Source organism: Microcoleus sp. POL10_C6 (assembly GCF_036701585.1).
Taxonomy (GTDB): domain Bacteria; phylum Cyanobacteriota; class Cyanobacteriia; order Cyanobacteriales; family Microcoleaceae; genus Microcoleus.
On the sequence record NZ_JAUBRB010000005.1, the window covers coordinates 134727 to 159690 of the forward strand.

General features: G+C 46.4%; 23 protein-coding genes. 10 read left to right on the forward strand and 13 right to left on the reverse strand.

Translation table 11 applies throughout. The annotated features are described in order from the left end of the window. Positions 1-157: 157 nt before the first annotated feature. The gene (locus tag QUA34_RS04730) at positions 158-1102 is read right to left on the reverse strand and encodes an aldo/keto reductase (protein ID WP_333330269.1); all 945 of its coding nucleotides are present in this window, start codon (positions 1100-1102) and stop codon (positions 158-160) included. Positions 1103-1245: 143 nt separating this feature from the next. Between QUA34_RS04730 and QUA34_RS04735 the strand changes: the two genes are divergently transcribed. The 3 genes from QUA34_RS04735 (at position 1246) to QUA34_RS04745 (ending at position 3862) form a co-directional block, all read left to right on the forward strand. Further along, complete coding sequence (locus QUA34_RS04735) at positions 1246-2679, forward strand: BCD family MFS transporter (protein WP_333330257.1); 1434 nt, start codon at positions 1246-1248, stop codon at positions 2677-2679. Between the two features lie 121 nt (positions 2680-2800). Beyond that, on the forward strand, positions 2801-3631 hold the full coding sequence (locus tag QUA34_RS04740; RefSeq protein ID WP_333330254.1) for an inositol monophosphatase family protein: 831 nt from the start codon (positions 2801-2803) through the stop codon (positions 3629-3631). A 66-nt stretch (positions 3632-3697) separates the two neighbouring features. Beyond that, positions 3698-3862 carry a hypothetical protein gene (locus QUA34_RS04745; RefSeq protein WP_333330251.1) on the forward strand — a complete coding sequence of 55 codons (165 nt, stop codon included), beginning with the start codon at positions 3698-3700 and terminating at the stop codon, positions 3860-3862. A 279-nt stretch (positions 3863-4141) separates the two neighbouring features. On the opposite strand, the gene QUA34_RS04750 is transcribed toward QUA34_RS04745, so the two are convergent. The 4 genes from QUA34_RS04750 to QUA34_RS04765 form a co-directional block, all read right to left on the reverse strand. Further along, positions 4142-4723, reverse strand: a complete 582-nt coding sequence (locus QUA34_RS04750) for an NAD(P)H-dependent oxidoreductase (RefSeq protein WP_333330248.1) — start codon at positions 4721-4723, stop codon at positions 4142-4144. A 38-nt stretch (positions 4724-4761) separates the two neighbouring features. Continuing rightward, complete coding sequence (locus QUA34_RS04755) at positions 4762-5643, reverse strand: ChaN family lipoprotein (protein ID WP_333384407.1); 882 nt, start codon at positions 5641-5643, stop codon at positions 4762-4764. 549 nt (positions 5644-6192) lie between these two features. Continuing rightward, positions 6193-6552, reverse strand: coding sequence for a cupin domain-containing protein (locus tag QUA34_RS04760; RefSeq protein WP_333384410.1), 360 nt, complete (start codon positions 6550-6552; stop codon positions 6193-6195). A 95-nt stretch (positions 6553-6647) separates the two neighbouring features. Next, positions 6648-6923 carry a hypothetical protein gene (locus QUA34_RS04765; RefSeq protein WP_333330239.1) on the reverse strand — a complete coding sequence of 92 codons (276 nt, stop codon included), beginning with the start codon at positions 6921-6923 and terminating at the stop codon, positions 6648-6650. A gap of 160 nt (positions 6924-7083) precedes the next feature. On the opposite strand from QUA34_RS04765, the gene QUA34_RS04770 reads away from it, so the two are divergent. The 4 genes from QUA34_RS04770 to QUA34_RS04785 all read left to right on the forward strand — a co-directional run bounded on the left by QUA34_RS04770 (position 7084) and on the right by QUA34_RS04785 (position 9958). Next, positions 7084-7722, forward strand: a complete 639-nt coding sequence (locus QUA34_RS04770; RefSeq protein ID WP_333033773.1) for a peroxiredoxin — start codon at positions 7084-7086, stop codon at positions 7720-7722. A gap of 191 nt (positions 7723-7913) precedes the next feature. Continuing rightward, positions 7914-8495, forward strand: coding sequence for a Uma2 family endonuclease (locus tag QUA34_RS04775; RefSeq protein WP_333384413.1), 582 nt, complete (start codon positions 7914-7916; stop codon positions 8493-8495). 65 nt (positions 8496-8560) lie between these two features. Next, entirely contained in the window at positions 8561-9535 is a 975-nt protein-coding gene (locus tag QUA34_RS04780; protein ID WP_333330233.1) for a cysteine synthase A, read from the forward strand. 123 nt (positions 9536-9658) lie between these two features. Then, the gene (locus QUA34_RS04785) at positions 9659-9958 is read left to right on the forward strand and encodes a (2Fe-2S) ferredoxin domain-containing protein (protein WP_333384417.1); all 300 of its coding nucleotides are present in this window, start codon (positions 9659-9661) and stop codon (positions 9956-9958) included. Between the two features lie 14 nt (positions 9959-9972). On the opposite strand, the gene QUA34_RS04790 is transcribed toward QUA34_RS04785, so the two are convergent. The 7 genes from QUA34_RS04790 to QUA34_RS04820 form a co-directional block, all read right to left on the reverse strand. After that, on the reverse strand, positions 9973-11205 hold the full coding sequence (locus QUA34_RS04790; protein ID WP_333384420.1) for a hypothetical protein: 1233 nt from the start codon (positions 11203-11205) through the stop codon (positions 9973-9975). Positions 11206-11376: 171 nt separating this feature from the next. Further along, positions 11377-11796, reverse strand: coding sequence for an HNH endonuclease (locus tag QUA34_RS04795; RefSeq protein WP_333384423.1), 420 nt, complete (start codon positions 11794-11796; stop codon positions 11377-11379). Positions 11797-11956: 160 nt separating this feature from the next. After that, entirely contained in the window at positions 11957-12580 is a 624-nt protein-coding gene (locus tag QUA34_RS04800) for a heme-copper oxidase subunit III (RefSeq protein WP_333384426.1), read from the reverse strand. A gap of 290 nt (positions 12581-12870) precedes the next feature. Next, complete coding sequence (gene ctaD / locus QUA34_RS04805; protein WP_333330219.1) at positions 12871-14676, reverse strand: cytochrome c oxidase subunit I; 1806 nt, start codon at positions 14674-14676, stop codon at positions 12871-12873. Between the two features lie 78 nt (positions 14677-14754). Further along, the gene (locus QUA34_RS04810) at positions 14755-15756 is read right to left on the reverse strand and encodes a cytochrome c oxidase subunit II (protein ID WP_333384429.1); all 1002 of its coding nucleotides are present in this window, start codon (positions 15754-15756) and stop codon (positions 14755-14757) included. Positions 15757-15977: 221 nt separating this feature from the next. Next, the gene (locus QUA34_RS04815; RefSeq protein ID WP_333384431.1) at positions 15978-16736 is read right to left on the reverse strand and encodes a class I SAM-dependent methyltransferase; all 759 of its coding nucleotides are present in this window, start codon (positions 16734-16736) and stop codon (positions 15978-15980) included. Between the two features lie 76 nt (positions 16737-16812). Further along, positions 16813-17850 carry an LD-carboxypeptidase gene (locus QUA34_RS04820; protein WP_333384505.1) on the reverse strand — a complete coding sequence of 346 codons (1038 nt, stop codon included), beginning with the start codon at positions 17848-17850 and terminating at the stop codon, positions 16813-16815. Positions 17851-17923: 73 nt separating this feature from the next. On the opposite strand from QUA34_RS04820, the gene QUA34_RS04825 reads away from it, so the two are divergent. Together QUA34_RS04825 and QUA34_RS04830 are read left to right on the forward strand one after the other, a co-directional pair. Beyond that, positions 17924-19357, forward strand: coding sequence for a carotenoid oxygenase family protein (locus QUA34_RS04825; protein ID WP_333384434.1), 1434 nt, complete (start codon positions 17924-17926; stop codon positions 19355-19357). Positions 19358-20108: 751 nt separating this feature from the next. Then, positions 20109-20930, forward strand: coding sequence for an SDR family NAD(P)-dependent oxidoreductase (locus QUA34_RS04830; RefSeq protein WP_333384437.1), 822 nt, complete (start codon positions 20109-20111; stop codon positions 20928-20930). A gap of 505 nt (positions 20931-21435) precedes the next feature. Here the strand turns inward: QUA34_RS04830 and QUA34_RS04835 are convergent. Continuing rightward, complete coding sequence (locus tag QUA34_RS04835) at positions 21436-24495, reverse strand: CHAT domain-containing protein (protein WP_445242798.1); 3060 nt, start codon at positions 24493-24495, stop codon at positions 21436-21438. 150 nt (positions 24496-24645) lie between these two features. On the opposite strand from QUA34_RS04835, the gene QUA34_RS04840 reads away from it, so the two are divergent. Further along, the gene (locus tag QUA34_RS04840; RefSeq protein WP_333028109.1) at positions 24646-24909 is read left to right on the forward strand and encodes a hypothetical protein; all 264 of its coding nucleotides are present in this window, start codon (positions 24646-24648) and stop codon (positions 24907-24909) included. Positions 24910-24964: the final 55 nt, after the last annotated feature.

Genomic DNA, 24964 nt, shown 5'->3' on the forward strand with positions numbered 1-24964 from the left:
GACAAAGGAAGAAGGAAGGCACGACACTGATTTTGACACGGATACACGGATTAATTATCGAAGGTGAAGAATCGGAAGAAGGCAGTGAACTGTAGGTTGGGTAGACCGAAGTAAAAACAACCTACAGTCAACAGTCAACAGTCAACAATTAACAAATTTATTCTCGCCAAGGACGAGTCATTAGTTCTAATTGATTGACTTCATCTTGGCTCAAATTCCAGCCTAATGCGCCTGCATTTTCTTGGGCTTGTTTGGCAGTTTTGGCGCCGGGAATGGGGATGACTCCGTTTTGGCATATTAACCAGTTTAGGGCAACTTGGGCGGGCGTGCGATCGCGCTTTCGGCCCATTTTCCGCAGGGTGGACATGACTAATTCGATTTTTTCGATGCCGCTTTTACTGAAGCGGGAGTCCATTTTGCGGGCTCCTGTAGGTTGTTCTTGGGCTGTGTATTTGTCGGTGAGCAATCCTTGGGCTAAGGGGCTGTACGCTAAAATTGTGACGCCCAATTCGCGGGCTGCACTCACAATTCCTTGTTTTTCTACTTGCCGCGACAGCAATGAGTAGCGGACTTGATTTGTTGCTAGGGGAACGCCTCTGGCTGCTAGTATTTTGTGGGCTTGCCGCATCTGTTCTACTGAATAGTTGCTGACTCCTACTGCTTGAATTCTGCCTTGTTTGACTTCCTCGGCTAAGGCGTTCATTAGGGTTTCTTGACTCAGTAAAAAAGTGAAGGGCCAGTGCACTTGGTAGAGGGCTATTTGTTCTACTTGCAAGCGTTTTAAGCTGGCACTCAAAGCGTCGGAAACTGATTTTCCTGTAATCCGCCAAGGTACGGGGCCGAATTTTGTGGCTATTTGCACGGGTTGGGTGGTTTTTTTGAGAAACTGCCCCAGCAATTCTTCTGACAAGCCGTTACCGTAGACTTCGGCTGTGTCGAAAAAGTTGACTCCGCTGTCTAGGGATGTTTTGAATGCTGCTTCGACTTCGGCGGCGCCGTAGTTGCTGCCGTAGTTCCAAAATAGTTTGTCGCCCCAAGCCCAAGTTCCGACGCACAGGGGAATGACGGCTGGGCCATTTTGTCCTAGGGTAATGGTTGTCACGGTTGGTAAATCCACAATTCTTTATTGTCTATTATTTTTCTATAAATAGTCGCGATCGAGCTTCTAGCCTGGGGAGGAATGGCGGCTGGTGGCGGGTATCTCAGTTACTATAAATGAGTCATGCTGTGTTTATTTGAATAGTTATGTCGATCGACCGTTTGCCAGATTCTAGATTAACAGATTCCGCGACTCCTGCTATCAAAAGAGTTACCCTCGCGACTATGTTCCGGTTGGGTTTGTTTCAGATGGGATTGGGCATGATGTCGATTTTGACGCTGGGGGTGCTCAATCGCGTCATGATTAAAGAGTTGGCGATTCCGGCTACTGTGGTGGCGGGTACCCTGGCGATGCACCAGTTTGTCGCGCCGGCTAGGGTGTGGTTTGGGCAAATGTCTGATGCTAAGCCTTTGTTTGGCCATCACCGCACGGGTTATGTGTGGGTAGGAAGCGTTTTGTTTGTGATTTCTGCTTTTTTGGCGGTACAGGTGATGTGGCGCTTGGGCAGCAGTTTGGAGGCTGTGGGGTGGACTACTCCTACTTACGGTTGGGTGGGTTTGTTGGGTTTGATTTTTGCACTTTACGGTATTGCTATTTGTTCGAGTTCGACTCCTTTTGCGGCTTTGTTGGTAGATGTTTCGGATGAGGAGGATCGATCGAAGTTGGTGGGTGTGGTGTGGTCGATGCTGATGGTTGGTATTATTATCGGGGCGATTGTTAGCAGCGGTTTGCTGAAGCAAATTGATGGGGATGTGCCGCGAGAAGTTTTGCAGGCTTCGATTAATGGTTTGTTTGTGAAGGTGCCGGCGCTGGTTTTGCTGTTGGTGGGGATTGCCACTTTTGGGGTTGAGAAAAAGTATTCGCGCTACGGGGCGCGATCGTCCGCAGTGAATCGAGAAGATAAAATTACTCTGGGAAGTGCGCTGCGGATTTTGACTGCTAGCCGCCAAACCGGTTTGTTTTTTACTTTCCTGCTGATTATGACAATTTGCTTGTTTATGCAGGATGCGGTTTTGGAACCTTACGGCGGGGAAATTTTTAAGATGCCGATTTCGGAAACTACTCGGTTGAATGCTATTTATGGTACTGGTACTCTGATCGGTTTGAGCGCCACTGGTTTTTTAATTGTGCCGCGCATTGGCAAGCAAAATACGATTAGGTTGGGCTGTTTGTCGGTGGCGGCTTGTTTTGGTTTAATTATTTTATCTGGATTTACTGGTAATCCAATTGTGTTTAAGTCGGCTTTAATGTTTTTTGGTTTTGCTTCAGGTATTACTACGACTGGTGCGCTGAGTTTGATGTTGGATTTGACTGCTGCAGAAACTGCTGGGACTTTTATTGGCGCTTGGGGTTTGTCGCAGGCGATGGCGCGAGGTGTGGCGACGATTAGTGGCGGTGCTATTTTGGATTTGGGCAGAAGTTTGTTTGGGGTGCCGATGTTGGCTTACGGGTTGGTGTTTGCGGTGCCGGCGGCGGGTATGATTCTGGCTGTTTGGTTGTTGGGTAGGGTGGATGTTCGGGAGTTTCAGGATAATGCTAAAAGTGCGATCGCCACTATTCTTGAAAATGAATTAGACTAAGGTTTTGTCAGTTGTCAGTTGGCATTTGTCAGTTGGCAGTTGGCAGTTGTTAGTTGGCAGTTGTAATAACGAATAACCAACAACGAATAATCAATAACCAATAACTAAGAACGAATAACTAATGACTAATTTTTGGGATTCTATTTTAAGTTTTGCACGGGTTACTGTCGAGAGAGTCGGACAGCAGTTGTTGCAAGATTTCGGTTCCGCGCAAGCGGATGAAAAGGATGACGGGAGTTTGGTGACGAAATCCGATAATTGGGCGGATGCAGAAATTAGAAGTGCGATCGCATCTGCTTTTCCGAGTCACGGGATTTTAAGTGAGGAGGGCGAACACGTTTTCCCCGATACTGAATGGTGCTGGGTTGTAGATCCTTTGGATGCTACCACTAATTTTGCTAGGGGAATTCCGATTTGGGGTATTTCTTTGGGTTTGTTGTATCGCGGAACCCCGGTTTTTGGCTGCGTGCATTTGCCGCCAATTAATCAGTCTTTTCACGGTTTTTATGCACCTGATTTTACGGGCGGCGTGTTTGACAATATGCCTCAAGGTGCTTTTTTAAACGGGCAGCAAATTCGGCCGACTGCTGATAAAATGAGCGGCAATCATTTTTTTAATTTGTGTTCGCGGAGTGTGGGAATCGGGCCTCATCTTCCGAGTAAAGTTCGGATGTTGGGCATGGCTAGTTACAATTTTTTGACTGTGGCTTCGGGTGTGGCTATGGGAGGGGTGGAAGCGACTCCGAAAATTTGGGATATTGCGGGGAGTTGGGTAATTGTGAAGGCTGCTGGTGCGGTTTGGTTGCCGCTGGAAGCCCCGGCTATTTTTCCGCTGGAAGTGGGGAAGAATTACGGCAGGATTTCTTATCCGACTTTGGTGATGAATCGGCAGGAGTTGGTGTCCGTGTTTTTGCCGTTTGTGGAGGCTTGGAAGAAGAAAAAAATGGGGTAATTTACGCGCGAGTGAAGCAATCCCGTAGGAAATCGAGCAATTATTAAATAAAACTGCAGGGCAGGCGTGACGGAGGAGTCTCCCACGCCTGCCCTGCTGTTTGGAAGAAATATACCGACCGATGACCGATGGTTTAAGTATGTCTACTGTTGTCTATTTCTGCCAATCTGCGATCGGGTGGTTTTATTTTACGTCGATCGGGTGATGCGGTGGTGGTACAATTTGTGGTAATGTTTTCACGAGCTATTATCTCTAGGAAATAAAATTATACCCCTTTTCAAGTAGAGGCACAAGGGTAAATAGATTTACTGCGGTGTGGGAAAAAGTAGATGAGTGGTATATTGGCTATGTCGAAGAGTTAGCCTGTGGGAATATCCAAGAATAAACCTGGGAAGAAACTCGGAAAAGTCTGCGGTTGGCGATCGCACTTGATGCAGCCAGCCAAATAACAGATACTAGGATTAGGGACACAACATTGCTGTGTCCCTACTGCAAAATGAATTTATTGCTTCAGGCGATTAATTTCGACAGCACATTAGACAACTTAGCACCGAGATTCTCAACAGCGTCCTGCTGTTTGGGATCTTTCATCGTACCGTCAGCATTAAATGCTTCAAAAGCTTGGGGAATTGCTTTCTGATCCGGGAGCACCAATACGTTAATATTCCCCAGGATCGATCGCAAATGCACTAATCCCCGCAAACCGCCAATTCCCCCTGGGGAAGCACTCATAATTACCGCTACTTTGCCAGTAAATGCCACCAATCCCGGTTCACCCGGTGCTGGGCGCGATACCCAATCGATCGCATTTTTCAACACAGGCGTAATTGAACTGTTATACTCAGGGGAAGCTATCAAAAACCCGTCATGCGCTACCATCAATTCCTTAAATTTGCGGGCATTTTCTGGCATTCCCTCTTTGGCTTCCAAATCTTCGTCAAATAGCGGCATCGGCAAATCGCGCAAATCTACATAAGTAACTTCTGCACCCGCCGCCGTAGCCCCAGCCGCCGCAACTTTTACCAGCAGTTTGTTATAGGATGCTTCGCGGGTACTTCCGGCAAATGCAAGTATTTTTGGTCTGTTTGTCATTGATTTTTTCCTGCTTATTGTTTCCGCGTATAATTGTACTATTCCGAGTGATTCCAAACAAAGTCAGCAATGGGTCTATCTGCCGACAAAACAGGATTGTCACTGGAATTGAGTAAAACCGATCGCATTTTTACATTCCCGACTCCCAAACGCCTCTCGACGCGACTGGGAATGCCGTAACCGTAAATAATGTGTCCTTTCCCCGCCAACACGACAACTTGATAGTCGGGGTTTGCTTTGACAAATTGGGCTATTTTTTCCGCCATAGTTTCGTCCCACAAAACTTGGGCTTGCAAGAATCTTTCAAAAGCCGTACTATTTCCATGTTCTGCCTTTTGGTGTTGCTGGTAAACTTCTAGCAGCAGTTGCCGATATTCGGCGTTATCGGTGCGAATTTCGGATATTGGGGGAATGTGCTTTTTTTCCTCGGCTGTGAGGCTTTCTAAACCTTGACTGGCAACTTTTCTCGTTACTTCGGATGGTGTATTTAAGGCGAGGACAGGTAGTTGATTTTCTTTGGCAAACCGCAAAATGGGGGCGTAAGATTCCCAAGGAAAACGCCATCTGCGATCGTACTCTGTTTGCTCGACTAATTGCTGTTCAGTCAGTTTACCTGCTAAGTAGTTGTCGATCGCACTTTGAAAGGGACGCTGAAACATTTCCATCGCGATCGCAATTTTCCGATTTTGCCGCTGCATTTCTCGGATAATCTTTAGTTGAGCTTGGTGGTCTTCCGCGCTATCGTGGGTTTCTCCCAGGTACACGACTTTTGCCTTCACCAACTGTTGCAGAATCTCTTGGTTAGTGTAAGTCTGCGAAGGTTGAGGGTTCGCCGTCGTTTCGGCTGTCACTACACTGCTGCACAGCAGAAAGATACTCAGCGATAAGGCGCACAGTTTGATGAGTTTGGTTGTTTTCATACAGATATTATGCCGTTTCTCGCAGCAGCAAGCACAGCCGAACTCTACTATTTTAGCTGAGCAGCTAGAAAGCTCAATGCTTAATTTAACTTCATAATTATCCGCCGTTACTTCTAAAAATGTAAAGTTTAGTTGCAGGTACTTGCGCTTCTAGAAGAAGGTGCTACATTAATAATATGAAGCGAACAAAAAGCTTCTCTGACAGATACCAAATCCAGATCTCACAGCGAAGTTCACAATAGAATCTAAGGAGTAAAAACGCTGTTTAATCTCACATCTGTCTCATTAAAAACCAATAGCAGCACCCACCAACAAAGCTGATACTTCCTCAACTAATTAGAGGGGAGCAATGCAACTGAATCCGAGGATTATTGCAACTCCACATCGAAGTTGAAAAAAGAGGAAATCACTCGGTACATATGGCTGGGTGCTGTTGTTGTTAAAAGAGATTTTCGGGTTGTGATGTTTTTTTCAGTAGAGGCAGAGCCTCTAGATATGCGTTACCGGGCAGAGCCGGGTAACGAGCATAAAAGGATAAAAACTAGAAAATTACAGGATTGTCTCGTCTTCCTTTCTCCACGCGGGATCGACAATACAAATAAATATTAGTGGCTCCATACCACAGTTGTAAATAAACTGCTTGGCGTTTGGGGGAATGTAAACTGCATCTCCGGCTTCCACGAATTGATTTTCGTCGTTGATGTGCATTTCCCCAACGCCACTGAGGATGTAGTAAACTTCAGAAGTTGTCAGGAAGTGTAGCGCAGAAGTTTGTCCCGCTGGCAAAGTGGCATGGGCTAAACTGTAACGCAAATCCACAGCTTGTTTGTCTGGATGCAGCAATTCTCGCAGTTGAGTACCGTCGCCAGCAATAAACTCGTCGCAGTCATTTAGCTTTTGAATTAGCATTCTTTCGACACTCCGGAAAATCTCTTTACCACAACTTAAGTTTAATTGAAAGAGCCAGAGATGTTAAGAAATATGTAAAGCGGTGGCCGGATTTTTTAACCGTAAGTTCCTGAATGCGATCGATAATCAGGACAGTCGATCGCATCTTCAGATAAAGCTATTGTAGGCTGAACGGGACACTTGAGGTGGTAGTCGCCGGTGAAAAATACGCAGTTAGCACAAGGGATTTGGTGCATCCGCTGAGCTCGACGCAGGGAGTCGGCGACAGTACGCCCGACACTCAAAAAAAGCAAAAAAACTAAGCCCCAGGCGGAGACAAAACACAGCGGGACTAAAATAGGCTGTATTGCCTTCAGCAGAAAGTAAACCATAGCAAGAAAATTTAGCGGTATAAGCCACACATACATTACAGTAGTGGAATTGCCGATCGATCGACCAAAAAGTTTAGAATCCTTTACAGCTCGATCGAGAAACCGGGCAATTATGGCATGATAAGGAACAGTCCTTAAATAAAATTAGAGGAAATCAGTTATGACTCTGCGATTAGGCGATACAGTTCCCAACTTTACCCAAGCTTCGTCTGAAGGCGAAATCAATTTCTACGACTGGGCTGGGGATAGCTGGGTCGTGTTGTTTTCTCACCCGAAAGACTATACTCCAGTTTGCACCACAGAACTCGGTGCAGTGGCCCGTCTAAAGTCTGAATTTGAAAAGCGCGGCGTCAAAACCATTGCCCTCAGCGTCGATGATGTGGATTCTCACATGGGCTGGATTAAAGATATTGAGGAAACTCAAAATGTCACCCTCAATTATCCGATTTTAGCAGATGGCGATCGTAAAGTCTCCGACATTTACGACATGATCCATCCCAACTCGCTGAACAACTTAACAATCCGCACAGTTTTTGTGATTGATCCGGAAAAGAAATTGCGTTTGAGCATTACTTATCCGGCGAGCACGGGTCGCAATTTTAATGAAATTTTGCGAGTAATTGATTCCTTGCAACTTACGGACAAATACAGCGTTGCGACTCCAGTTGATTGGAAAGACGGCGACGATTGCGTAATCGTACCTTCGATTACCGACCCCGCAGAATTGGCAGAGAAATTTCCCAAAGGTTATACGCCGATTAAGCCTTATTTGCGGATGACTCCTCAGCCGAATAAATAGGTTTAACATTCCTGGACGCACAACCTAAATATTTAGGGTGCGTCTAGCGCACCTTACCTCTATAATTCGCGCCTAAAAATCGTTTGTAGTCAGGACTTTAATCCTTAATCCTAATGAGGATTTTAGTCCTCACTACAAACAAATAAATTGTGCAATCTTGTGTAAACGCTTTAGATTTGAGGAAAGGCAAAATGCTGTCATCAACAATTGTGTTGCGAATCCCGCCCAAATTGCAAATGACAGACGACGAGTTTTTCGAGTTCTGTCAAATCAATAGTGAGTTACGAATTGAACGCAACAAATCCGGAGAATTGCTAATTATGCCCCCTACTGGTTCGGAGACGGGAAATCGCAGCGGTAGCGTCTTTGGAGAGTTGTATATTTGGGCCGGGCAAGATGGAACTGGTATCTGTTTTGACTCCAGTACAGGATTTAAGCTTGCAATGGGTGACAAGTCTCCAGATGCCTCGTGGATTAAACTGGAACGGTGGAATGCTTTGTCACCAGAACAAAAGCAAAAGTTTGCCCCGATTTGCCCGGATTTTGTAGTAGAACTGAGGTCTGCTTCTGACAATCTCAAACCATTGCAAGAAAAAATGCAAGAATATATGAGAGAACCCGGAGTGCAGTTAGGCTGGTTAATTGACCGCAAAAATCGCAGAGTTTATATTTACCGTCCTGGTTGGCCAGAGGAATGTTTGGAGAATCCCGCGACTGTCAGCGGCGACCCCGTTTTGCCCGGATTCATACTCAATATGAGCAAAATTTGGTAGAACTGCTAGCAATAAATATCAACTTATTGTAAAAATTAATCATAGGATACACACACGCCAAAAATATGGATATTAAAAACGGCTTTGTAGGCACAATCGGCAACACACCACTAATTCGCTTAAACAGCTTCAGCGATGAAACAGGCTGCGAAATTCTCGGCAAAGCAGAGTTTCTAAATCCCGGCGGTTCTGTAAAAGACCGGGCTGCTTTATACATCATCAAAGATGCCGAAGAAAAAGGCTTGCTAAAACCGGGCGGCACCGTTGTTGAAGGCACTGCCGGCAATACTGGCATCGGTTTGGCGCACATTTGCAACGCTAAAGGTTACAAATGTTTAATTGTGATTCCCGATAACCAATCTCAAGAAAAAATCGATGCTTTGAAAACCTTGGGCGCTGAAGTTCGGACTGTTCCCGCTGTTCCTTATAAAGACCCGAATAATTATGTCAAATTGTCGGGAAGAGTGGCTGCAGAAATGGAGAATGCTGTCTGGGCAAATCAGTTTGACAATTTAGCCAATCGCCGAGCTCATTACGAGACAACTGGCCCGGAAATTTGGGAACAAACCAACGGGAAAATTGATGCTTGGGTAACAGCTACTGGTACCGGCGGCACTTTTGCTGGCGTAGGAATGTTTTTGAAAGAAAAAAATCCTGCTGTGAGAATTGTCTTGGCAGACCCGATGGGCAGCGGACTTTACAGTTATTTCAAAACTGGGGAAATTAAGACTGAAGGTAGTTCGATTACTGAGGGAATTGGCACCACCCGCGTGACTGCAAATATGGAGAATGCCCCGGTAGACGACGCGATTCAAATTAACGATACTGAAGCTGTTCGGGTGATTTACCAACTGCTGAGGAAAGAAGGGCTGTTTATGGGGGGTTCTGTGGGGATTAATGTGGGGGCGGCTGTGGCTTTGGCGAAGCAAATTGGGCCTGGACATACGATTGTTACGGTACTCTGCGACGGCGGGGCTCGGTATCAGTCGCGTTTGTTCGATCGACAATGGTTGGCTTCCAAAGGTTTGTCACCAGATTAATCGTAGGGTGCGTTGCGGCGCACCTTAAAATTTGGGCATATATCAAATCTGGGCATATATGGCCGCACCTATTCCCATGATAAAAAAATACCATATATGTAGCAGATTGTCAAGTAAAAAAACATGAAAATCACAGAATCTTCTAGGCAAGTTCTTGTTTGTCAAAACCGCACTTGTCGCAAGCAAAATTCAGCAAAGGTACTGGCAGCTTTTCAGAAATTGTCGCCCTCAGAAGTTGAAGTTGTTGCTAGCAGTTGTTTGGGGCAGTGCGGCAACGGGCCGATGGTGTTGGTGCTGCCAGAAGAGGTTTGGTACAATGCCGTTTGCCCTGAAGAAGTTGCGGCAATAACTGAGCAACATTTGCGGGGAGGAAAGCCGGTGGAGAGGATGCTTTACCGCAAGTTTCACCGACTTTCTCATTAGTCGATCGCCCGCGTTTAAAATTCTTCCGCAAACAACCGGCGGAGAATTTCCGTGACTTCGGCGCAAAATCTGGCGTCGAGTTCGATCGCCAAGCGATCGACATTGCTGGAACCGCCTACAGCTTTTTCTGCCCGCAAAGTCATCGCTAAAGTTCTGAGTTTTGCCGGCTTTCCCGCCGCTTTCGGCCGCTCGTCAACAAACCGCACTAAAGCCACATAAACTGTTTCTAGGGTTCCCCTGATCGAGCTCAGTCCGTAACCCAATTTTGAGATAATTACTGGAGAAGTGATAAGGCTATCCATCCCCAAAGTTTTAATTGCTACGTCCACATATCGAGCGCTGTCGTGTCCCATTGCTCTGACAATGCTTTCTAGGCTGTTCCATTGAGATGCTTTCATGCGCGATCGCTGTTCGATGTGGAAGTGCCATCCTAACATGGAAATTAGCCTGGTTAAGTCATAAGCAGATACGGAATTTTTTTGTTTGGTGCTGTTTAATGCGGCATTTAAAAGCACTTGTTTTTTGGTGAGATCGAATATTTTTGGGTTGTTGAGATAAGGAATTTCGCCGTAATCGCCGCGAAAAATTAGGTCATTATTGCCAGTAGCGCTCTTCAGCCATTGCTCTAGTCCTATGCGAGTATCGAAGCGTTTGAACATCGCAGCTAAGGAGTTTGAACTTCCTATATTTGAGGCATAGTTAATCATGTCTTTTGCTACGTCGTAAAAGTAAAAATCGTGTCTGAGCCCGTTGCCATCTCTAACAACGCAGTTGTCAATGTCGCAGTCGGGATATTTGCTATTTATTTGACTGACGATATTAAGGAGTGCGATAATTTTAGTGGCACTCCACTGCTCAGCATTTATAAGTGCGTTTTTTCCCAGCCACTGCGCCTGAATTTTGCCCTCTACAAAAGTACCAATGCAAACGCAGGCTTCTTTGATGTCTGCGTGCAAAAAATTTAAAGCTTGAGAGTTAATTTGAGGGAGTTCTCCCAGGCTGGGAAACGGAGTAGGTTTGAGGGGATTATTGGGGCCGGGAATAGAGCTAATTACTTTTAAGCCGTCTGGTTTCTGTTTGAGATAATCGGGATAGTTTTTAATGTGTTGTTGGTAAGGGGATTTTTCAATGCCCCGGTCTAAAAAAGCTAGTTTGTTTATGTTAGCTTGGGCATCTATTTCCATTTGGAGGTAGTTTTTGTAGATGCGCGCTCGGTCTTTTGCGAGTTCGAGGGAGGTAAGGTTCATGATAATTGTTGGCCGCTTGTTACTAATAAGTAAAATACTATACTAGGATTTAGGCAAATAAACAGGGTTTCTCTGTAAAATTTGGGTTTGGAAAACAAAAAATTTATGAATAAACCGGGTTTTAGACAGTAACTGCGTCCAGGACTATATATGTGAGTTCGGGCCCTGCTATCAAGCTTTTTTGCCGCGTACTTGAATGCGTTTGTCGGTTTTTTGTTTCTTAATCCAAGAGAGAAATTTCTGGAGTTCAGGGTCATTTTTGAGCTTTTCCAGGGTGTTGAGCTCTTGGGCGAGGTGTTTGTTGTCAAATAGAGAGTGAATCTGGCGGTGACAAGCGGAGCAAATGTCGATGGTGGGGCTTGGATCTTCGTTTTTCCGCTTGGTGTTTTGTTTGGGGATGAGGTGATGGGCGGTTAATGCTTCCATTTGTCGATCGCACAATTCGCACTGCATAATTTTCTCAATGCTGCTGGATAAGAGAATTGCTACTTTTAGTTTAGCGCGATCGGCTGTGATATTATTTCCGGTTACACCGTCAGGTGATGTTGACTGTTGACGGTTGACTGTTGACGGTTGACAGTGAACAGCCAACAGTCAACCGTCAACCGTGAACTCGAATTTACTATTCCGATGCTAAGGGATTTGATATGAGGAGGTGAATGAAAGGCGATCGCACTCTCCAAATAATAAAAAAACCCCCAATTGGGGGTCATACAAATCTCTTGTGGCAGAGGCCCAAAAGCCTCTGAGTTCACAAAATATACAGTAACAGAAACAAAACAATCCAAATCACATCGACAAAGTGCCAGTAAATCTCAGTCGCTTCGATTCCGAAGTGGTGCTCGCTAGAATAGTGACCTTGCGCGCGCGATCGCCACACCACCCCCGCCATCAGCAGCACTCCAAACGTAACGTGCAAGCCGTGAAAAGCAGTCAAAACGTAAAAGCAACTGGCATACAAATTCGTCGTCAAGCCAAACTCTAAATGAGTGTATTCGTAAACCTGACCTGCCAAGAAAACTGCACCCATACCAATAGTTACGAGCAACCAATTCCGCATTCCGGTGGCATCATTCTTTTTGATTGCAGTATCAGCATTGTGAATCACAAAACTGCTAGCAATCAGAATTACCGTATTGATTCCCGGCAGCAATAGCTCTCGTCCCGGCGTACCTTCAGGAGGCCACACGGGGGCCATCGCCCGATAAATCAAATACGCGGCAAACATACCGAAAAATATCATGCCTTCAGCGCACAGGAACACAATTACACCTAACATTCGGTGGTCGGGATGCTCGACACCGTGTGCTTCTACTTCGCCCTCGTGGTGGTAATTTAGGGCTGTTTTTGTCGGATCGATCGCGGGAATTTGCATAATAAATTGCTAGTGGGTAATGGGATTTTGAAGGAAGAGGGAAGAGGGAAGAAGGAAGAGGGAAGAGGACATTAGTGCCAACAATTACCTGAAAATCTTTGTATCTCTCGTTTATAGCGGAGTCTCGATCCCCCTCAATCCCCCTTAAGAAGGGGGAAGAAAGAGTGTGTCCGGTTCCCCCCTTCTTAAGGGGGGCTAGGGGGGATGGAGAGCTTAATCGTCAGATAGCAGATCCGTACTACGTTAGACGTGTTTGTTGACATTAATAACTGATGACTGATGACTAATAACTACTCGCCATCTTGACTTTCATCAGCCGGAGAATCAACATTTACCTCTGATTCAGGAGCGACCAAAGTTGCAGTACCGCCAAAGAAAGTTGAAGCTTGAGCCTCCGCAATAGGAATACCTGTTTTCTGGGTATTGCGGGTGGCATTTTCCCTCAGCTTGAGCCTGAGACGTTCCCCTGTATTCTGAATTTTTTCCATGCCGTAATCGTAAGGCCCCGTTGCCAATACCGGCACTCCTTCAAAATTTTCGATGGGGGGCGGTGAAGTCGTCATCCATTCCAAACTCAAAGCTTGCCAAGGATTGTCACCTGCTTTCGGGCCGTACCTCCAGCTCCAAATCACATTAATGATAAACGGGATTGTAGACACTGCCAGCATATAAGCACCGACAGTACAAATGACATTAATTGTGGTAAATTTCGGGTCGTACATTGCCACCCGCCGGGGCATTCCTTGCATCCCCAAAGCGTGCATCGGCAGGAAAGTTACAGTAAAGCCAACATAAGTTAAAACAAAGTGAACTCTACCCCAAAATTCATTAATCATCCGCCCCGTCATTTTGGGGAACCAGTGGTAAAAAGCAGCGTAAATGCCAAACACTGAGCCGCCAAACAGCACGTAGTGTAGGTGAGCGACGACAAAATAAGTGTCGTGAACGTGAATGTCGAAAGGTACGGAAGCCACCATGATCCCGGTGATGCCGCCGAGCACAAATGTTGAGATAAAACCCATCCCAAATAGCATGGCGCTGACAAGCCGGAGTTTTCCTCCCCAAATAGTTGCCAACCAGCTAAATATTTTAATCCCTGTTGGTACGGCGATGATCATAGTCGTGATCATAAAAAACATCCGCAGCCAGCCGGGAGTGCCGCTGGTAAACATATGGTGCGCCCACACGATCAAGCCCAAAAAGCTGATTGCGAGACTGGAATATGCGATCGCCAAATAACCAAAAATTGGCTTGCGCGAATGCACCGGCAAAACTTCTGAAATCACCCCGAAAAAGGGCATAATCATAATGTAAACTGCCGGGTGCGAATAAAACCAGAATAAATGCTGGTAGACGATGGGATCGCCGTTGCCGGTTGGGTTAAAAAATGCCGTCCCGGCTAACAAGTCAAACGACAGCAAAATCAAAGCTGCGGCTAAGACTGGAGTAGCAATCAAAGTCAGCGCTGAAGTCGCAATCATCGCCCAGCAAAACAAGGGCATATCATTGAGACCCATGCTGGGAACCCGCATGGTAAAGATGGTAATGGCAAAATTCACCGCCCCCAAAATCGAAGAAGTTCCCAGAATCAAAACGCTGAGAATCCAAATTTCTTCCCCCGCTTGAGCAGTAACTAAGCTCAAAGGCGGATAGGAAGTCCAACCCGCCTGTGGAGCTCCTACCAAAAAACTGCTCAACAGCAACACGCCACCTACGGGAATCATCCAAAAGGCAACGGCATTCAGCCGGGGAAATGCCATGTCTTTTGCCCCGATCATTAAGGGGATCAAAAAGTTAGCAAATCCGGCTCCGGCGGGTACGATCCACAGGAAGATCATCACTGTCGCGTGAACAGTAAATAAACTGTTGTAGAGTTCGGGGGTGACAAAATCGGCGTCGGGGGTGGCGAGTTCTGTTCGCACCAAGGTTGCCATCACGCCGCCGATTAGATAGAAAATAAATGTTGTTACCAGGTATTGAATACCGATGACTTTGTGGTCGGTATTAAAAGTGAAGTAGTCGCGCCAATGTCTATCGGCGGGCGCTGTTCCGCGAGCTTCAGTGTTGGCACTTTCTTGGAACTGTGCTTGTGTCATAGTTATTAGTCATTAGTTATTAGTCATTAGTTATTAGCTCAGGATAAAATACCCAGTGGCCAGAACTAATGACTATTTTTAGTGATGAGTTGGGTGAAGTTGTTCTAGGGCTTCGGAATTAATTTTTATTTCCCTGACGTAGGGAGCCAAAAATTCACCGTCTGACAATTCCCCTGGATTGACTGCAACTGCTTGCTCTAAGTTTTGACTGCTAGCAACTTGCTGTTCTTGCAGCCAACCGTCGAATTCTTCGGGCGTGTGAACGACGGCTACAGCTTTCATCGCTCCGTGATAAGCGCCGCACAATTCAGCACAAACAACCCGGTATTCGCCGGTTTTAGTTGGTGTAAATCTCAGTTCGCTCGGCCGCCCAGGAATTGCATCTTGTTTGAGGCGAAATTCCGGCAGCCAAAATGCGTGCAGCACGTCTTGAGCGGAAATATTTAGCTGTACGTCGCGGTTTAGTGGCATATGCAGTTCGCCAGAACTAACGCCGCTTTCTGGATAGCTAAAAATCCAGGCGTACTGCAAACCTGTGACATTTACAACTAAGTCTGCTGGTTTGTCTTCATTTTCTGGGGAAGCGCCTACGCCTAAAGCAACAAGTTTTCTAGACGGAATTTGAGGGGCGTTTTGGGGTGTATCTGAGAGTGTGGCTGCGATCGCACTTCCCCGCATTTTAGAGTGCGCTTGCATGGTGCCGTGGTCGTGATTGCCCATCGGATCGAGGCCTCCCATTGAGTTGTAAATCTCAAAACTGTAGACTCCGATTCCTAAAATAATCACCGCCGGCACGGCTGTCCAAAGAATTTCTAAGGGAAAGTTGTCATGCCAAGGCGGCCCGTCTGTATTGTCTCCTTGACGGCGGCGATATTTAATTGCAGCAACGATGAGAATTCCCTGGACCATGATAAATAGTCCAGTGGAAATGGTCATCATTGTATTGAAAAGTGCGTCTATGTCGGATGCTTCGTCAGAGGCGGCGATCGGCATCAAACCGTGATTCTGCCCGTACCAGAGACTGATCAGAGTCACTCCGATGCCGGCGAGCATGGTGAGGATGGAACTTGGAATGTTCACGCTGGTACTTCTTAATAGCGACACTTCTTCGCTTGAAAAATGAAGGAAGCGCCTCTGGGTTATCAATTTTTAATTGTAAATGGTATTTTTAGTAAAATGTCTCTCTTAATGGTTACTTAAGGCTTAGAATTTTTGACCGATCGCCCGCGCGCCTCAAAAATACGTCTTTTGTACCTTGACAAAAATGAGTAAAAATGGTAAACAATCGCTCTGTTTGGCTGCTAAATTTGAGATGGTTTCTCAAACACCATCAAATGCTGCTGGGGTAACATATCTTTTGTCTCTTTCCATACTAAACCGACGGCGGCCATTTCTTTTTTCACCTGCTTCTGCGTCATTTTGTGCAAACCTTTAATGGGAATCAGCGGGTTTTCGCCTCGATACTCGATCGATACCGTGCGGCCTCCCGGTTTGAGTGCTTTCACAATTCCTTGCATCATTTCTCTGGGATATGCAAATTCGTGATAAGCATCGACCATCAAAACTAAATCTACACTGTTTTCGGGCAAATTCGGATTATCGATACTTCCCAAAACTGGCTCAACATTAGCGATATTTTTTTCTTGTTTATTCAATTTAATAAAATTAATCATTTCCGGCTGCACGTCAACTGCTAAAACCTTTCCTTCTGGAACTAAGGGAGCGATGCGAAAGCTAAAATATCCCGTTCCCGCTCCAATGTCTGCTACAATATCGGTTGGTTTTAAATCGAGATTGTTGACTAATCGAGCTGATTTTTCCTCCATGCCGCGAGACGGTCTTTCCAGCCAACCAGCGCCTTGATATCCCATGACTTGGGCAATTTCTCGACCCATGTAAAATTTGCCGATACCGTCGGGATTGTGGACTGTTCGCTGCTGATAAATCGAGTCGCCATTTGCGGTTTTACTTGCTGCTGCACAGGCATTGAGCGGCAACAGGCAAAGAATTGTCAAAATTATTACTGTTAAGGGTTTAATTAATTGTGCGGTTTTTTTCACGATATTTCAGATTTTGTGTTTAATTTATTTCTCGTTCCCTGGCTCTGCCTCGGTAATATCCAGAAGAGTTTAAGATTTAGCTGACAGCGGATTCTAATAATCTGATTGTACCAGAGTCAGCGTCGATTTCGACTTCTAGACCGATCGGCAAAGTGAACTGTTCCCGGATGTGTCCCACCATTGAACCGTACCACGCCGGAATCTTCAAAGGGCGAATGTGGTCGGACAATACTTGAGGTAAGGTTAGGGACTCTTGGGGTTTTTCAGCTTCGCACTTGGTACACTGTCCGAAAATAAAACCTGATATTTTATCGAGAATGCCCGCTAATTTGAGCTGCGTCAACATTCTATCGATGCGATAAACTTCTTCGCCAACTTCCTCGACAAACAAAATACTGTTTTCCCACTGCGGTAAATATGCAGAACCCACCATTGCTGCGATTACTGATAAATTGCCGCCGATTAGTTTTCCCCTAGCTGTGCCGCGCCCGATTGTTTGAACTTGCACGCTTTTGGAGTTTTGCATAGTCACAGCACCTCCGTCAAACAAAACTTTTTTGACGTAATCCACTGTAAAGGGACTCCACGTTGACGCACCTAAAGGGCCGTGAAAAGTAACTCTATTAGTTTTAGCATAAATCGCCAATAACAGCGCCGTAATATCGCTAAATCCCATAATAATTTTGGGGTTGTTGCCGATAATATTGTAATCTAGGAGCGGCAAGATCCGACCACAGCCCCAGCCGCCCATCCCGGTAAAAATAGCTCGCACTGAGTCATCGGCAAAGGCTGCGTTGACATCGGCGGCGCGATCGGCATCCTTGCCGGCTAAATAGCCGTAGCGATCGTAAAAATGCTCTCCCAATTTAACTTTTAAACCCAGCTTTTCCATAACTTTAAAAAAATCCTCGATTTCTTTTTTGTAGTTGAAAGCGGCAGGATTGATTAAAGCTACTGTATCGCCAACTTGCAGGCGGCGCGGCTTCACGATCGCACTTTTGGGAGATAGGTTGGTTTGGGTGATCCTCTTCGAGGGCTTCGCTAACGGCACAAGCTGAGTACCAATAGCAGTCAGCCCAAAAGTTGTCAGCAGAGCACGGCGGCGGAGAGTCATAGCTGTTAGGTAACTTTTGCTATAATTGTATAGGAAAATCTCTGCCATATCACTTTAAAATTGCGAGTTTCAAATGAAAACCGACACTAAAATCTCAGCTAAAAAATCCTGGGCCAAATCTTTAGCCTTTCCTGCTGCGGAGTTTCCGCTGACTCAGCTATCGGTTAAAACTGGTAAAATTCCCGAAGGATTGCGCGGCAGTCTCTACCGCAACGGGCCCGGACGTTTGGAACGCGGCGGTGTTGCTGCGGGACACTGGTTTGATGGCGACGGTGCAATTTTGGCAGTACATTTTACCGATGTCGGTGCTACGGCTGTTTATCGCTACGTGCAAACAGCGGGATATCTAGCTGAAGAAAAAGCTGATAAATTTCTCTACAGTAATTATGGCATGACAGCACCGGGCCCTGTGTGGTTGCGGTGGAGTAAAACTGTTAAAAATGCTGCCAATACTTCTGTTTTAGCTTTGCCCGATCGCCTTTTGGCATTGTGGGAAGGTGGCCCGCCTCACCGCCTCGATTTGCAAACCCTGGAAACTCAGGGAACGGACGATTTAGGCAGTTTAGATAGTAAATTTGTTTATTCTGCTCACTGCAAGCGCGACCCGATTACCGGCAATATTTTCAACTTTGGAATTACCAACGGTGCGACTACAAAGTTGAATCTGTATAAAAGCGATTTTACTGGAAAAATCGTGCAACAATCAACAGTTGCTTTAGATGGAATTTACGCGCTCCACGATTTTGTTTTTGCGGAAAAGTATCTGATATTTTTTATCCCGCCGGTGCAAGTCAATTTTTTGCCATTGTTAACGGGAATTAGCAGTTATAGCGAGTCCTTTAAGTGGAAACCGGAGTTAGGTACTCAGATATTAGTTTTTGACTCAGAAACTCTCTCTTTAGTTAGTCGCGGCGAAACAGAACCTTGGTTCCAGTGGCATTTTGCTAACGGTTTTGTGAAGGAAGATGGTTCGGTGGCGGTAGATTTTGTGCGCTTCGCTGACTTTCAAACTAATCAGCGACTGAAAGAAGTACCGACTGGTGAAACTAGCACCGATGCGGAGGGGACTCTGTGGCGGGTGCATCTCAATCCTCTGACGGCGAAAGTGACAGGAATAGAAGAATTGTTGGATAAACCTTGTGAGTTTCCGATCGTACCTGCTGCCGAAATAGGGCAAGACGCACAATATATTTATCTGGCAATGTATCGGCCTGACGTTGATATTGTAGCCGAACGTTACGGTGCGATCGCCCGTTTGGACACGCAAAGCCGCAATCTCACAATTGCCGACTTGGGCGAAAATCGCTATCCCGCAGAGCCCATCTACGTTCCAGATATTTCCTCGGAGAAAGGTTGGATTTTGACAGTTGTTTACGACGGCAATTCTGATAGCAGCGAAGTCTGGATATTTGACAGCGACGGACTTTCCCGCGAACCTGTTTGCAAGCTAGAATTGCCCGGTGTCATACCTTTGGGCTTTCACGGCACTTGGAAATCGGCAGTCTGAGAAAATTGTAAAGAAGTGTTGCGGAAGATTTATTAAAAATTGTTGCCGCTTCTCTGTCAAGTTGTTAAGGTGTGTGTAGATAGGAAATTCTCATATCTAGGAGGTGTGGAATTGATAATCTGCATTGCTCAATTATCCTGTGCCAATTCGCACGAATCCCCGGCGATTGTAAGTCGCCGCTGCACAGGATATCGTCTGCCTCTGCGGACAAAAAAAAGAGGGGTAATTAAGCCCTGGCGAATAACCAATCCCGGCGAATATTCCCGGCCAATTTATTCGCAGCTACCCAGGCAAAATCCGCCTCCACGGAGTGAAGAAAGAGGGGTTCTCCAACCCCGCTCAATGACCAATTCGCGGTGAATACCCCGGAGAATAAATTCGCGGCTACACAGGCAAAGTCCGCCTCCGCGAACTGAAGAAAAAGCGGTAATAAAGCCCGCTTGGCCATGATTTCCGACTAGGTTTGCCCATCTCAGGTTTGTCTGCTTGTATGAGGTTAAAAGACCAGATATCTGACTGATTTCTGGCAAACCCAAAGTTTAGTTCAACTCACGCGCACGTTAGCGATTCAACAGTTTTTAGTTTTGAGTTAACCCCACAAGTAAATGAGGTCTATCGAAACAAGATAGCCTTTTCAACAATTATGAATTATGAGTTGTTACCGCCAAAACATCCAACTCGTAACTAATAATTCACAACTCACAACTCATAACTCCGTGCCGCGGTGAGCATCAACCAAAAGGTTTAATCTATGCAACTTCAAGGAAAAACAGCTCTTGTTACAGGAGCTTCGCGCGGAATTGGGCGATCGATCGCCCTGGAATTAGCGAGACAAGGAGTCAAACGCTTGTTGATTGTGGCGCGCAACCGCAAGCAATTAATTGAACTGGCAGAGGAAATCGATGTTTTGGGCACAGAAGTAGTGCCGTTAGCTTTGGATTTAACTCAGTCAGTAGCGGTGAATATTGCGATCGCCCAAGCTTGGCGAGATAGCGGCCCAATTCACCTGCTAGTCAACTGTGCAGGCGTCGCGCACCAAGCATCATTCTTGCGTTCTCCGCTGCCGTTAATCGAGGAAGAAATCGCCTTAAATTTGCTCGGAACCTACACAATTACCCGCTTGATTGCGAGGCGAATGGCGACTCAAAAAGAAGGAACAATCGTCAATGTTTCGAGCTTAATGGGAAAAATAGCCGCGCCCACAATGGCAACTTATTCTGCTACCAAATTTGCAATTTTGGGATTCACCCAAGCTTTACGCAGCGAGTTAACTCAGTACAATGTTCGAGTCACAGCTTTGCTGCCATCTCTAACAGATACCGACATGGTGCGAGACTTGGAACAATTCCGGTGGGTAGTGCCCACAACTCCCGAAAAAGTTGCCCTAGCACTTGTCGCGGGATTGCAGAAAGATGCGCCGGAAATCTTAGTAGGATGGCAAAGTCATCTAGCAGTTTGGTGTCACCGAATTGCGCCTTGGTTGCTGGATTTTGTGTTGCGGATGGCGACTCCCGAACTTCCGGATAAATCGCGGGGCCGCAAATTGCGGGAGGCTTTAGCTAGCGGGCGATAAACCCTTTTCTGGGCGGGCTCTTCGGCCATTGGTGTCAACTTAAGCTGTCAGCCCGCCCACCCGTTAGTCCGCCAGTCCGCCAGGGGTTGAAACCCCTGTCTAATAGCTAAAGTCCTCTGAAGAGGACTGAGAAGATGAATTTTTGACGTTGCTGATTCACGGTAGGAATCAACTTTTCGCTTGATGTTACAAAACTCACCATACTTGTTTTATAGCAATTGGGAAATCTGAATTCCTACCATGAATCAGCAAGGCCAAGCAACACCAAAGTTTTAAACTCATTAGTCCTCTTCAGAGGACTTTAGCTATTAGACAGGGAATTCATTCCCTGTCGGACTGTCGGACTGTCGGACTGTCGGACTGTCGGACTGTCGGACTATCGGACTGTCGGACTATCGGACTGTCGGACTGTCGGAGTACCGATTTAACGTTAACTTGACACCAATGGGCATTGCCGTGTCCCTACAAGGGCTATGTACTTACTTACCAGCAAAAGTGGTGTATATCATTTCCACTCCCCTTGCAAGGTAAAAGCCGCCCAATAATAGGGAGATTTCCATTTTTCCTGCTGCATCATTTCAATCTGTGCCGCCCTCAAAGCTGCCGCCGGCGCTAACTTTTGTTGCAGCATTTTTTGATAAAACTTTTGCATTAACACAGAAGTTCCTTCATCATCCACACTCCACAAACTCACCGCCACCCGCTGCGCCCCCGCATACATAAAACCCCTAGTTAATCCCACCATTCCTTCGCCTTTAACATTCTGTCCCATTCCCGTCTGACAAGCACTTAAAACCACTAAATTTGCCGCCAGTTTCAAGTTAAAAATATCCGTGAGGCGCAAAAAACCATTGACAAGATTGCCTTTGTCATCTACCATCGACATCAGAATTCCTGACAATTCGGGCTTTTTGCTGTTGGCAAGACCGTGGGTGGCGAAGTGAACGATTTGATAATTGGCTAAACTGCCGTCGGTGGCGGTAGTGCGACTGGCAGAAAAATCAATCTTTTGACTGCTAGAATCTGAGGGTACTAAGCTTAATATTGTTTGGGCTTCTTGGCGGGTAAATGGTAGGCGTTCGGGCGGCCATCCCCGATCGGAAGCACGAAGCGATTGATTTAAACCGAGGTTGTTTGCTTCTAATTTTTCTGTTGTTGCTTGGGTGATTTTTCCTTTAATTCTTTCATCATCTGGACTGAAAACAGGATCAGCTAAAATTGCTAAAGTTCGGCTGGGCGGTTTTCTATCTCCATAATTTTGCCGGAGAATAGCGAGAGTTGAGGCGGAAGGCAGGGTAATAATTTCATGTTCGGCAATTAAGGGATCATTGGTATTTTGTCCGGCGGTTTTGGCAAGAGTTAAAGCTGGAAAAGCGGTATAGTGCAGCACGCCGTCGGGAACAATTAATAAGCGTTTGTTTCCTAATTGGGCTGCTGCGGGCTGTAAAATTAATTGACCCAGATTGGCACTTGCTTCGGCCACTTTGTGGGGAATATCTCTCTGAATTGGGCTAGTTATTGCGTCTCGAAAATTGCGGGCTGCTGTTTCAATGTCAACCTGTTTTGGTAATTCATAGCTGGTTACTCCTGTTGATGTCACAACCCACAAATAACTGCGGTATTTGCCGAGGGAATACTGCAATAAAATAGTGTTTTCATCAAGAATCTGTTTCTGAATTTCTGTCAGTGTTAAAGGTTGGGGCTGGGTGAGGGCAGCGTAGCGGGGGCTAGCGGTACGAATATTGGTTTGAATTTGCTGATATTGTTGCAAAAGTGATAGGCGCTGTTTGTCGATTTCATCGATTTTAGTTGGATGGGGGTTGGGGCTACTGATTGTTTCGATGCGCTGCTTTTCAATGGCATCGAGTTGCTGTTGCAGGCTCTTTTCTTGTTGCAGTAAATCGGGGGAAATACCTTCGCGAATGTTGGCCTTACTTTCTTGGAGAAGTTCGATGAGGCTGCGGGCCCTCGAACGTTCGCTGGCTTCTAAGGCTTTTGTATCATAACCGGATTTAGGATTAGTTTTATGCAGTTGCATTAACAAATCGATGTAGAGTTCGTAGTAGTCCTGTACTGTGGCAAAGTATGAGGTGCGGAGTTCAGGGCTGGCTATTTTGGTGCGGAGGTTTTCGATGATTTTGAGAGAGGATTCAATGTCATTGAGGGCTTCGGTAAGATTGTTTTGGTTGCGTTTGACAAAAGCTATGTTGTAAAGGATGGTAGCTTCCCCGCCGCGATCGCCTACTGCCCGAAATAGGGGAAGCGACTGGCCCAAATACTCTAGCGCTTTCTGTTTTTCTCCCAATTCTGAGTAGACACTGCCGATGTTGTTGAGGGTGCGAGCTTCCCCACTGCGAGATCCTACTGCTCGAATCAGGGGAAGCGACTGGCTGTAATACTCTAGCGCTTTCTGTTTTTCTCCCAAATCTGAGTAGGCTTGACCTATGTTGTTGAGGGTGGTAGCTTCCCCGCGGCGATCGCCTACTGCCCGTCTCAGGGGAAGCGACTGGCTGTAATACTCTAGCGCTTTCTGTTTTTCTCCCAAATCTGAGTAGACACTGCCAATGTTGTTGAGGGTGATAGCTTCCCCACGGCGATCGCCCACGGCCCGTTTCAGGGGAAGCGACTGGCTGTAATACTCTAGCGCTTTCTGTTTTTCTCCCAAATCTGAGTAGACTAAGCCGATGTTGCTGAGGGTGGCAGCTTCCCCACCGCGATCGCCCACGGCCCGTTTCAGGGGAAGGGACTGGCTGTAATACTCTAGCGCTTTCTGTTTTTCTCCCAAATCTGAGTAGACTAAGCCGATGTTGTTTAGGGTGGTAGCTTCCCCGCGGCGATCGCCCACGGCCCGAAAAAGGGGAAGGGACTGGCTGTAATACTCTAGCGCTTTCTGTTTTTCTCCCAATTCTGAGTAGACTAAGCCGATGGTGGTGAGGGTGGTAGCTTCCCCGCTGCGATCGCCGATTGCCCGTCTCAGGGGAAGGGACTGGCTGTAATACTCTAGCGCTTTCTGTTTTTCTCCCAAATCTGAGTAGACACCGCCGATGTTGTTGAGGGTGGTAGCTTCCCCGCTGCGATCGCCTGTTGCCCGACTCAGGGGAAGCGACTGGCTGTAATACTCTAGCGCCTTCTGTTGTTCTCCCAATTCTGAGTAGACATTGCCGATGTTGTTGAGGGTAATAGCTTCCCCGCCGCGATCGCCTACGGTCTGAAACAAGGGAAGGGATTGACTCAAATACTCTAAGGCTTTCTGTTTCTCTCCCAAGTCTGAGTAGATTTGGCCAAGACCAAGGAGGCTAACTGCTTGCCCTCTCTTGTCGCCTGCTTGCCGATACAGCTTTAAGGCTTCTTCAAACTTGACGATCGCACTTCTTAAAGCTTCCGCCGTTCCTTGCTGGTAAAGTTGCAGCCCTTCCTTTAATGCTTTTTCAGCAGCCTCGCTACTGTTAGTTTGTGCCGTTTGTAAGACTTTACCAACGGGCACGGCTGCTGCCACTGGCTGACTTAGCTGAACCGAAAGCGCGATCGACATACCAGCCAAAAACCATTGAGTGCGATCGAACATAGCCACCCCTTTTGTATTTTTGTCAATCTTAATCACTAGCCCGCTTAGTGTAAAGGCAGGAAGAAGTAAGGGCGATCGGCATTTTTGCTAGAGTTAACGAGTAGTGCGATTTCCTGCGCGATAGCTACGCCGCGCGTACTTTTTCCCAGCATGAACAACATCCTAACTACCCCCGATCCGGTAACAACCCACTGGGATTGCCCCGAATGCGGCGGCACCGGTACCCTCAGCCCAGAGATTTGCCCTGTTTGTCTCGGAGCAAAATACATCGATCTCGCTACAATAACGAACTGGATGCTCGATTTCATGGAATCTCGCGGCTGCGATCGAGCTGAGATCGATCGATTGCGAACCGAAAGCCCAGACCCCCTAACATTAACTTTTTGCCTCGAAGTTTGTATCGCCCTTAAATGAACAATGAAAACTTATGTTATAATCTATGGCTGTTAAAAAAATAACGCAATTTTGA

Coding starts and splice junctions, on each gene's coding strand:
- QUA34_RS04755 (WP_333384407.1), bottom strand. CDS start 5,643: ATGAAAACAACCAAACTCATCAAACTGTGCGCCTTATCGCTGAGTATC.
- QUA34_RS04735 (WP_333330257.1), top strand. CDS start 1,246: ATGTCGATCGACCGTTTGCCAGATTCTAGATTAACAGATTCCGCGACT.
- QUA34_RS04785 (WP_333384417.1), top strand. CDS start 9,659: ATGAAAATCACAGAATCTTCTAGGCAAGTTCTTGTTTGTCAAAACCGC.
- QUA34_RS04765 (WP_333330239.1), bottom strand. CDS start 6,923: ATGGTTTACTTTCTGCTGAAGGCAATACAGCCTATTTTAGTCCCGCTG.
- QUA34_RS04830 (WP_333384437.1), top strand. CDS start 20,109: ATGCAACTTCAAGGAAAAACAGCTCTTGTTACAGGAGCTTCGCGCGGA.
- QUA34_RS04770 (WP_333033773.1), top strand. CDS start 7,084: ATGACTCTGCGATTAGGCGATACAGTTCCCAACTTTACCCAAGCTTCG.
- QUA34_RS04820 (WP_333384505.1), bottom strand. CDS start 17,850: ATGACTCTCCGCCGCCGTGCTCTGCTGACAACTTTTGGGCTGACTGCT.
- QUA34_RS04840 (WP_333028109.1), top strand. CDS start 24,646: ATGAACAACATCCTAACTACCCCCGATCCGGTAACAACCCACTGGGAT.
- QUA34_RS04790 (WP_333384420.1), bottom strand. CDS start 11,205: ATGAACCTTACCTCCCTCGAACTCGCAAAAGACCGAGCGCGCATCTAC.
- QUA34_RS04780 (WP_333330233.1), top strand. CDS start 8,561: ATGGATATTAAAAACGGCTTTGTAGGCACAATCGGCAACACACCACTA.
- QUA34_RS04760 (WP_333384410.1), bottom strand. CDS start 6,552: ATGCTAATTCAAAAGCTAAATGACTGCGACGAGTTTATTGCTGGCGAC.
- QUA34_RS04800 (WP_333384426.1), bottom strand. CDS start 12,580: ATGCAAATTCCCGCGATCGATCCGACAAAAACAGCCCTAAATTACCAC.
- ctaD (WP_333330219.1), bottom strand. CDS start 14,676: ATGACACAAGCACAGTTCCAAGAAAGTGCCAACACTGAAGCTCGCGGA.
- QUA34_RS04740 (WP_333330254.1), top strand. CDS start 2,801: ATGACTAATTTTTGGGATTCTATTTTAAGTTTTGCACGGGTTACTGTC.
- QUA34_RS04750 (WP_333330248.1), bottom strand. CDS start 4,723: ATGACAAACAGACCAAAAATACTTGCATTTGCCGGAAGTACCCGCGAA.
- QUA34_RS04835 (WP_445242798.1), bottom strand. CDS start 24,495: ATGTTCGATCGCACTCAATGGTTTTTGGCTGGTATGTCGATCGCGCTT.
- QUA34_RS04775 (WP_333384413.1), top strand. CDS start 7,914: ATGCTGTCATCAACAATTGTGTTGCGAATCCCGCCCAAATTGCAAATG.
- QUA34_RS04825 (WP_333384434.1), top strand. CDS start 17,924: ATGAAAACCGACACTAAAATCTCAGCTAAAAAATCCTGGGCCAAATCT.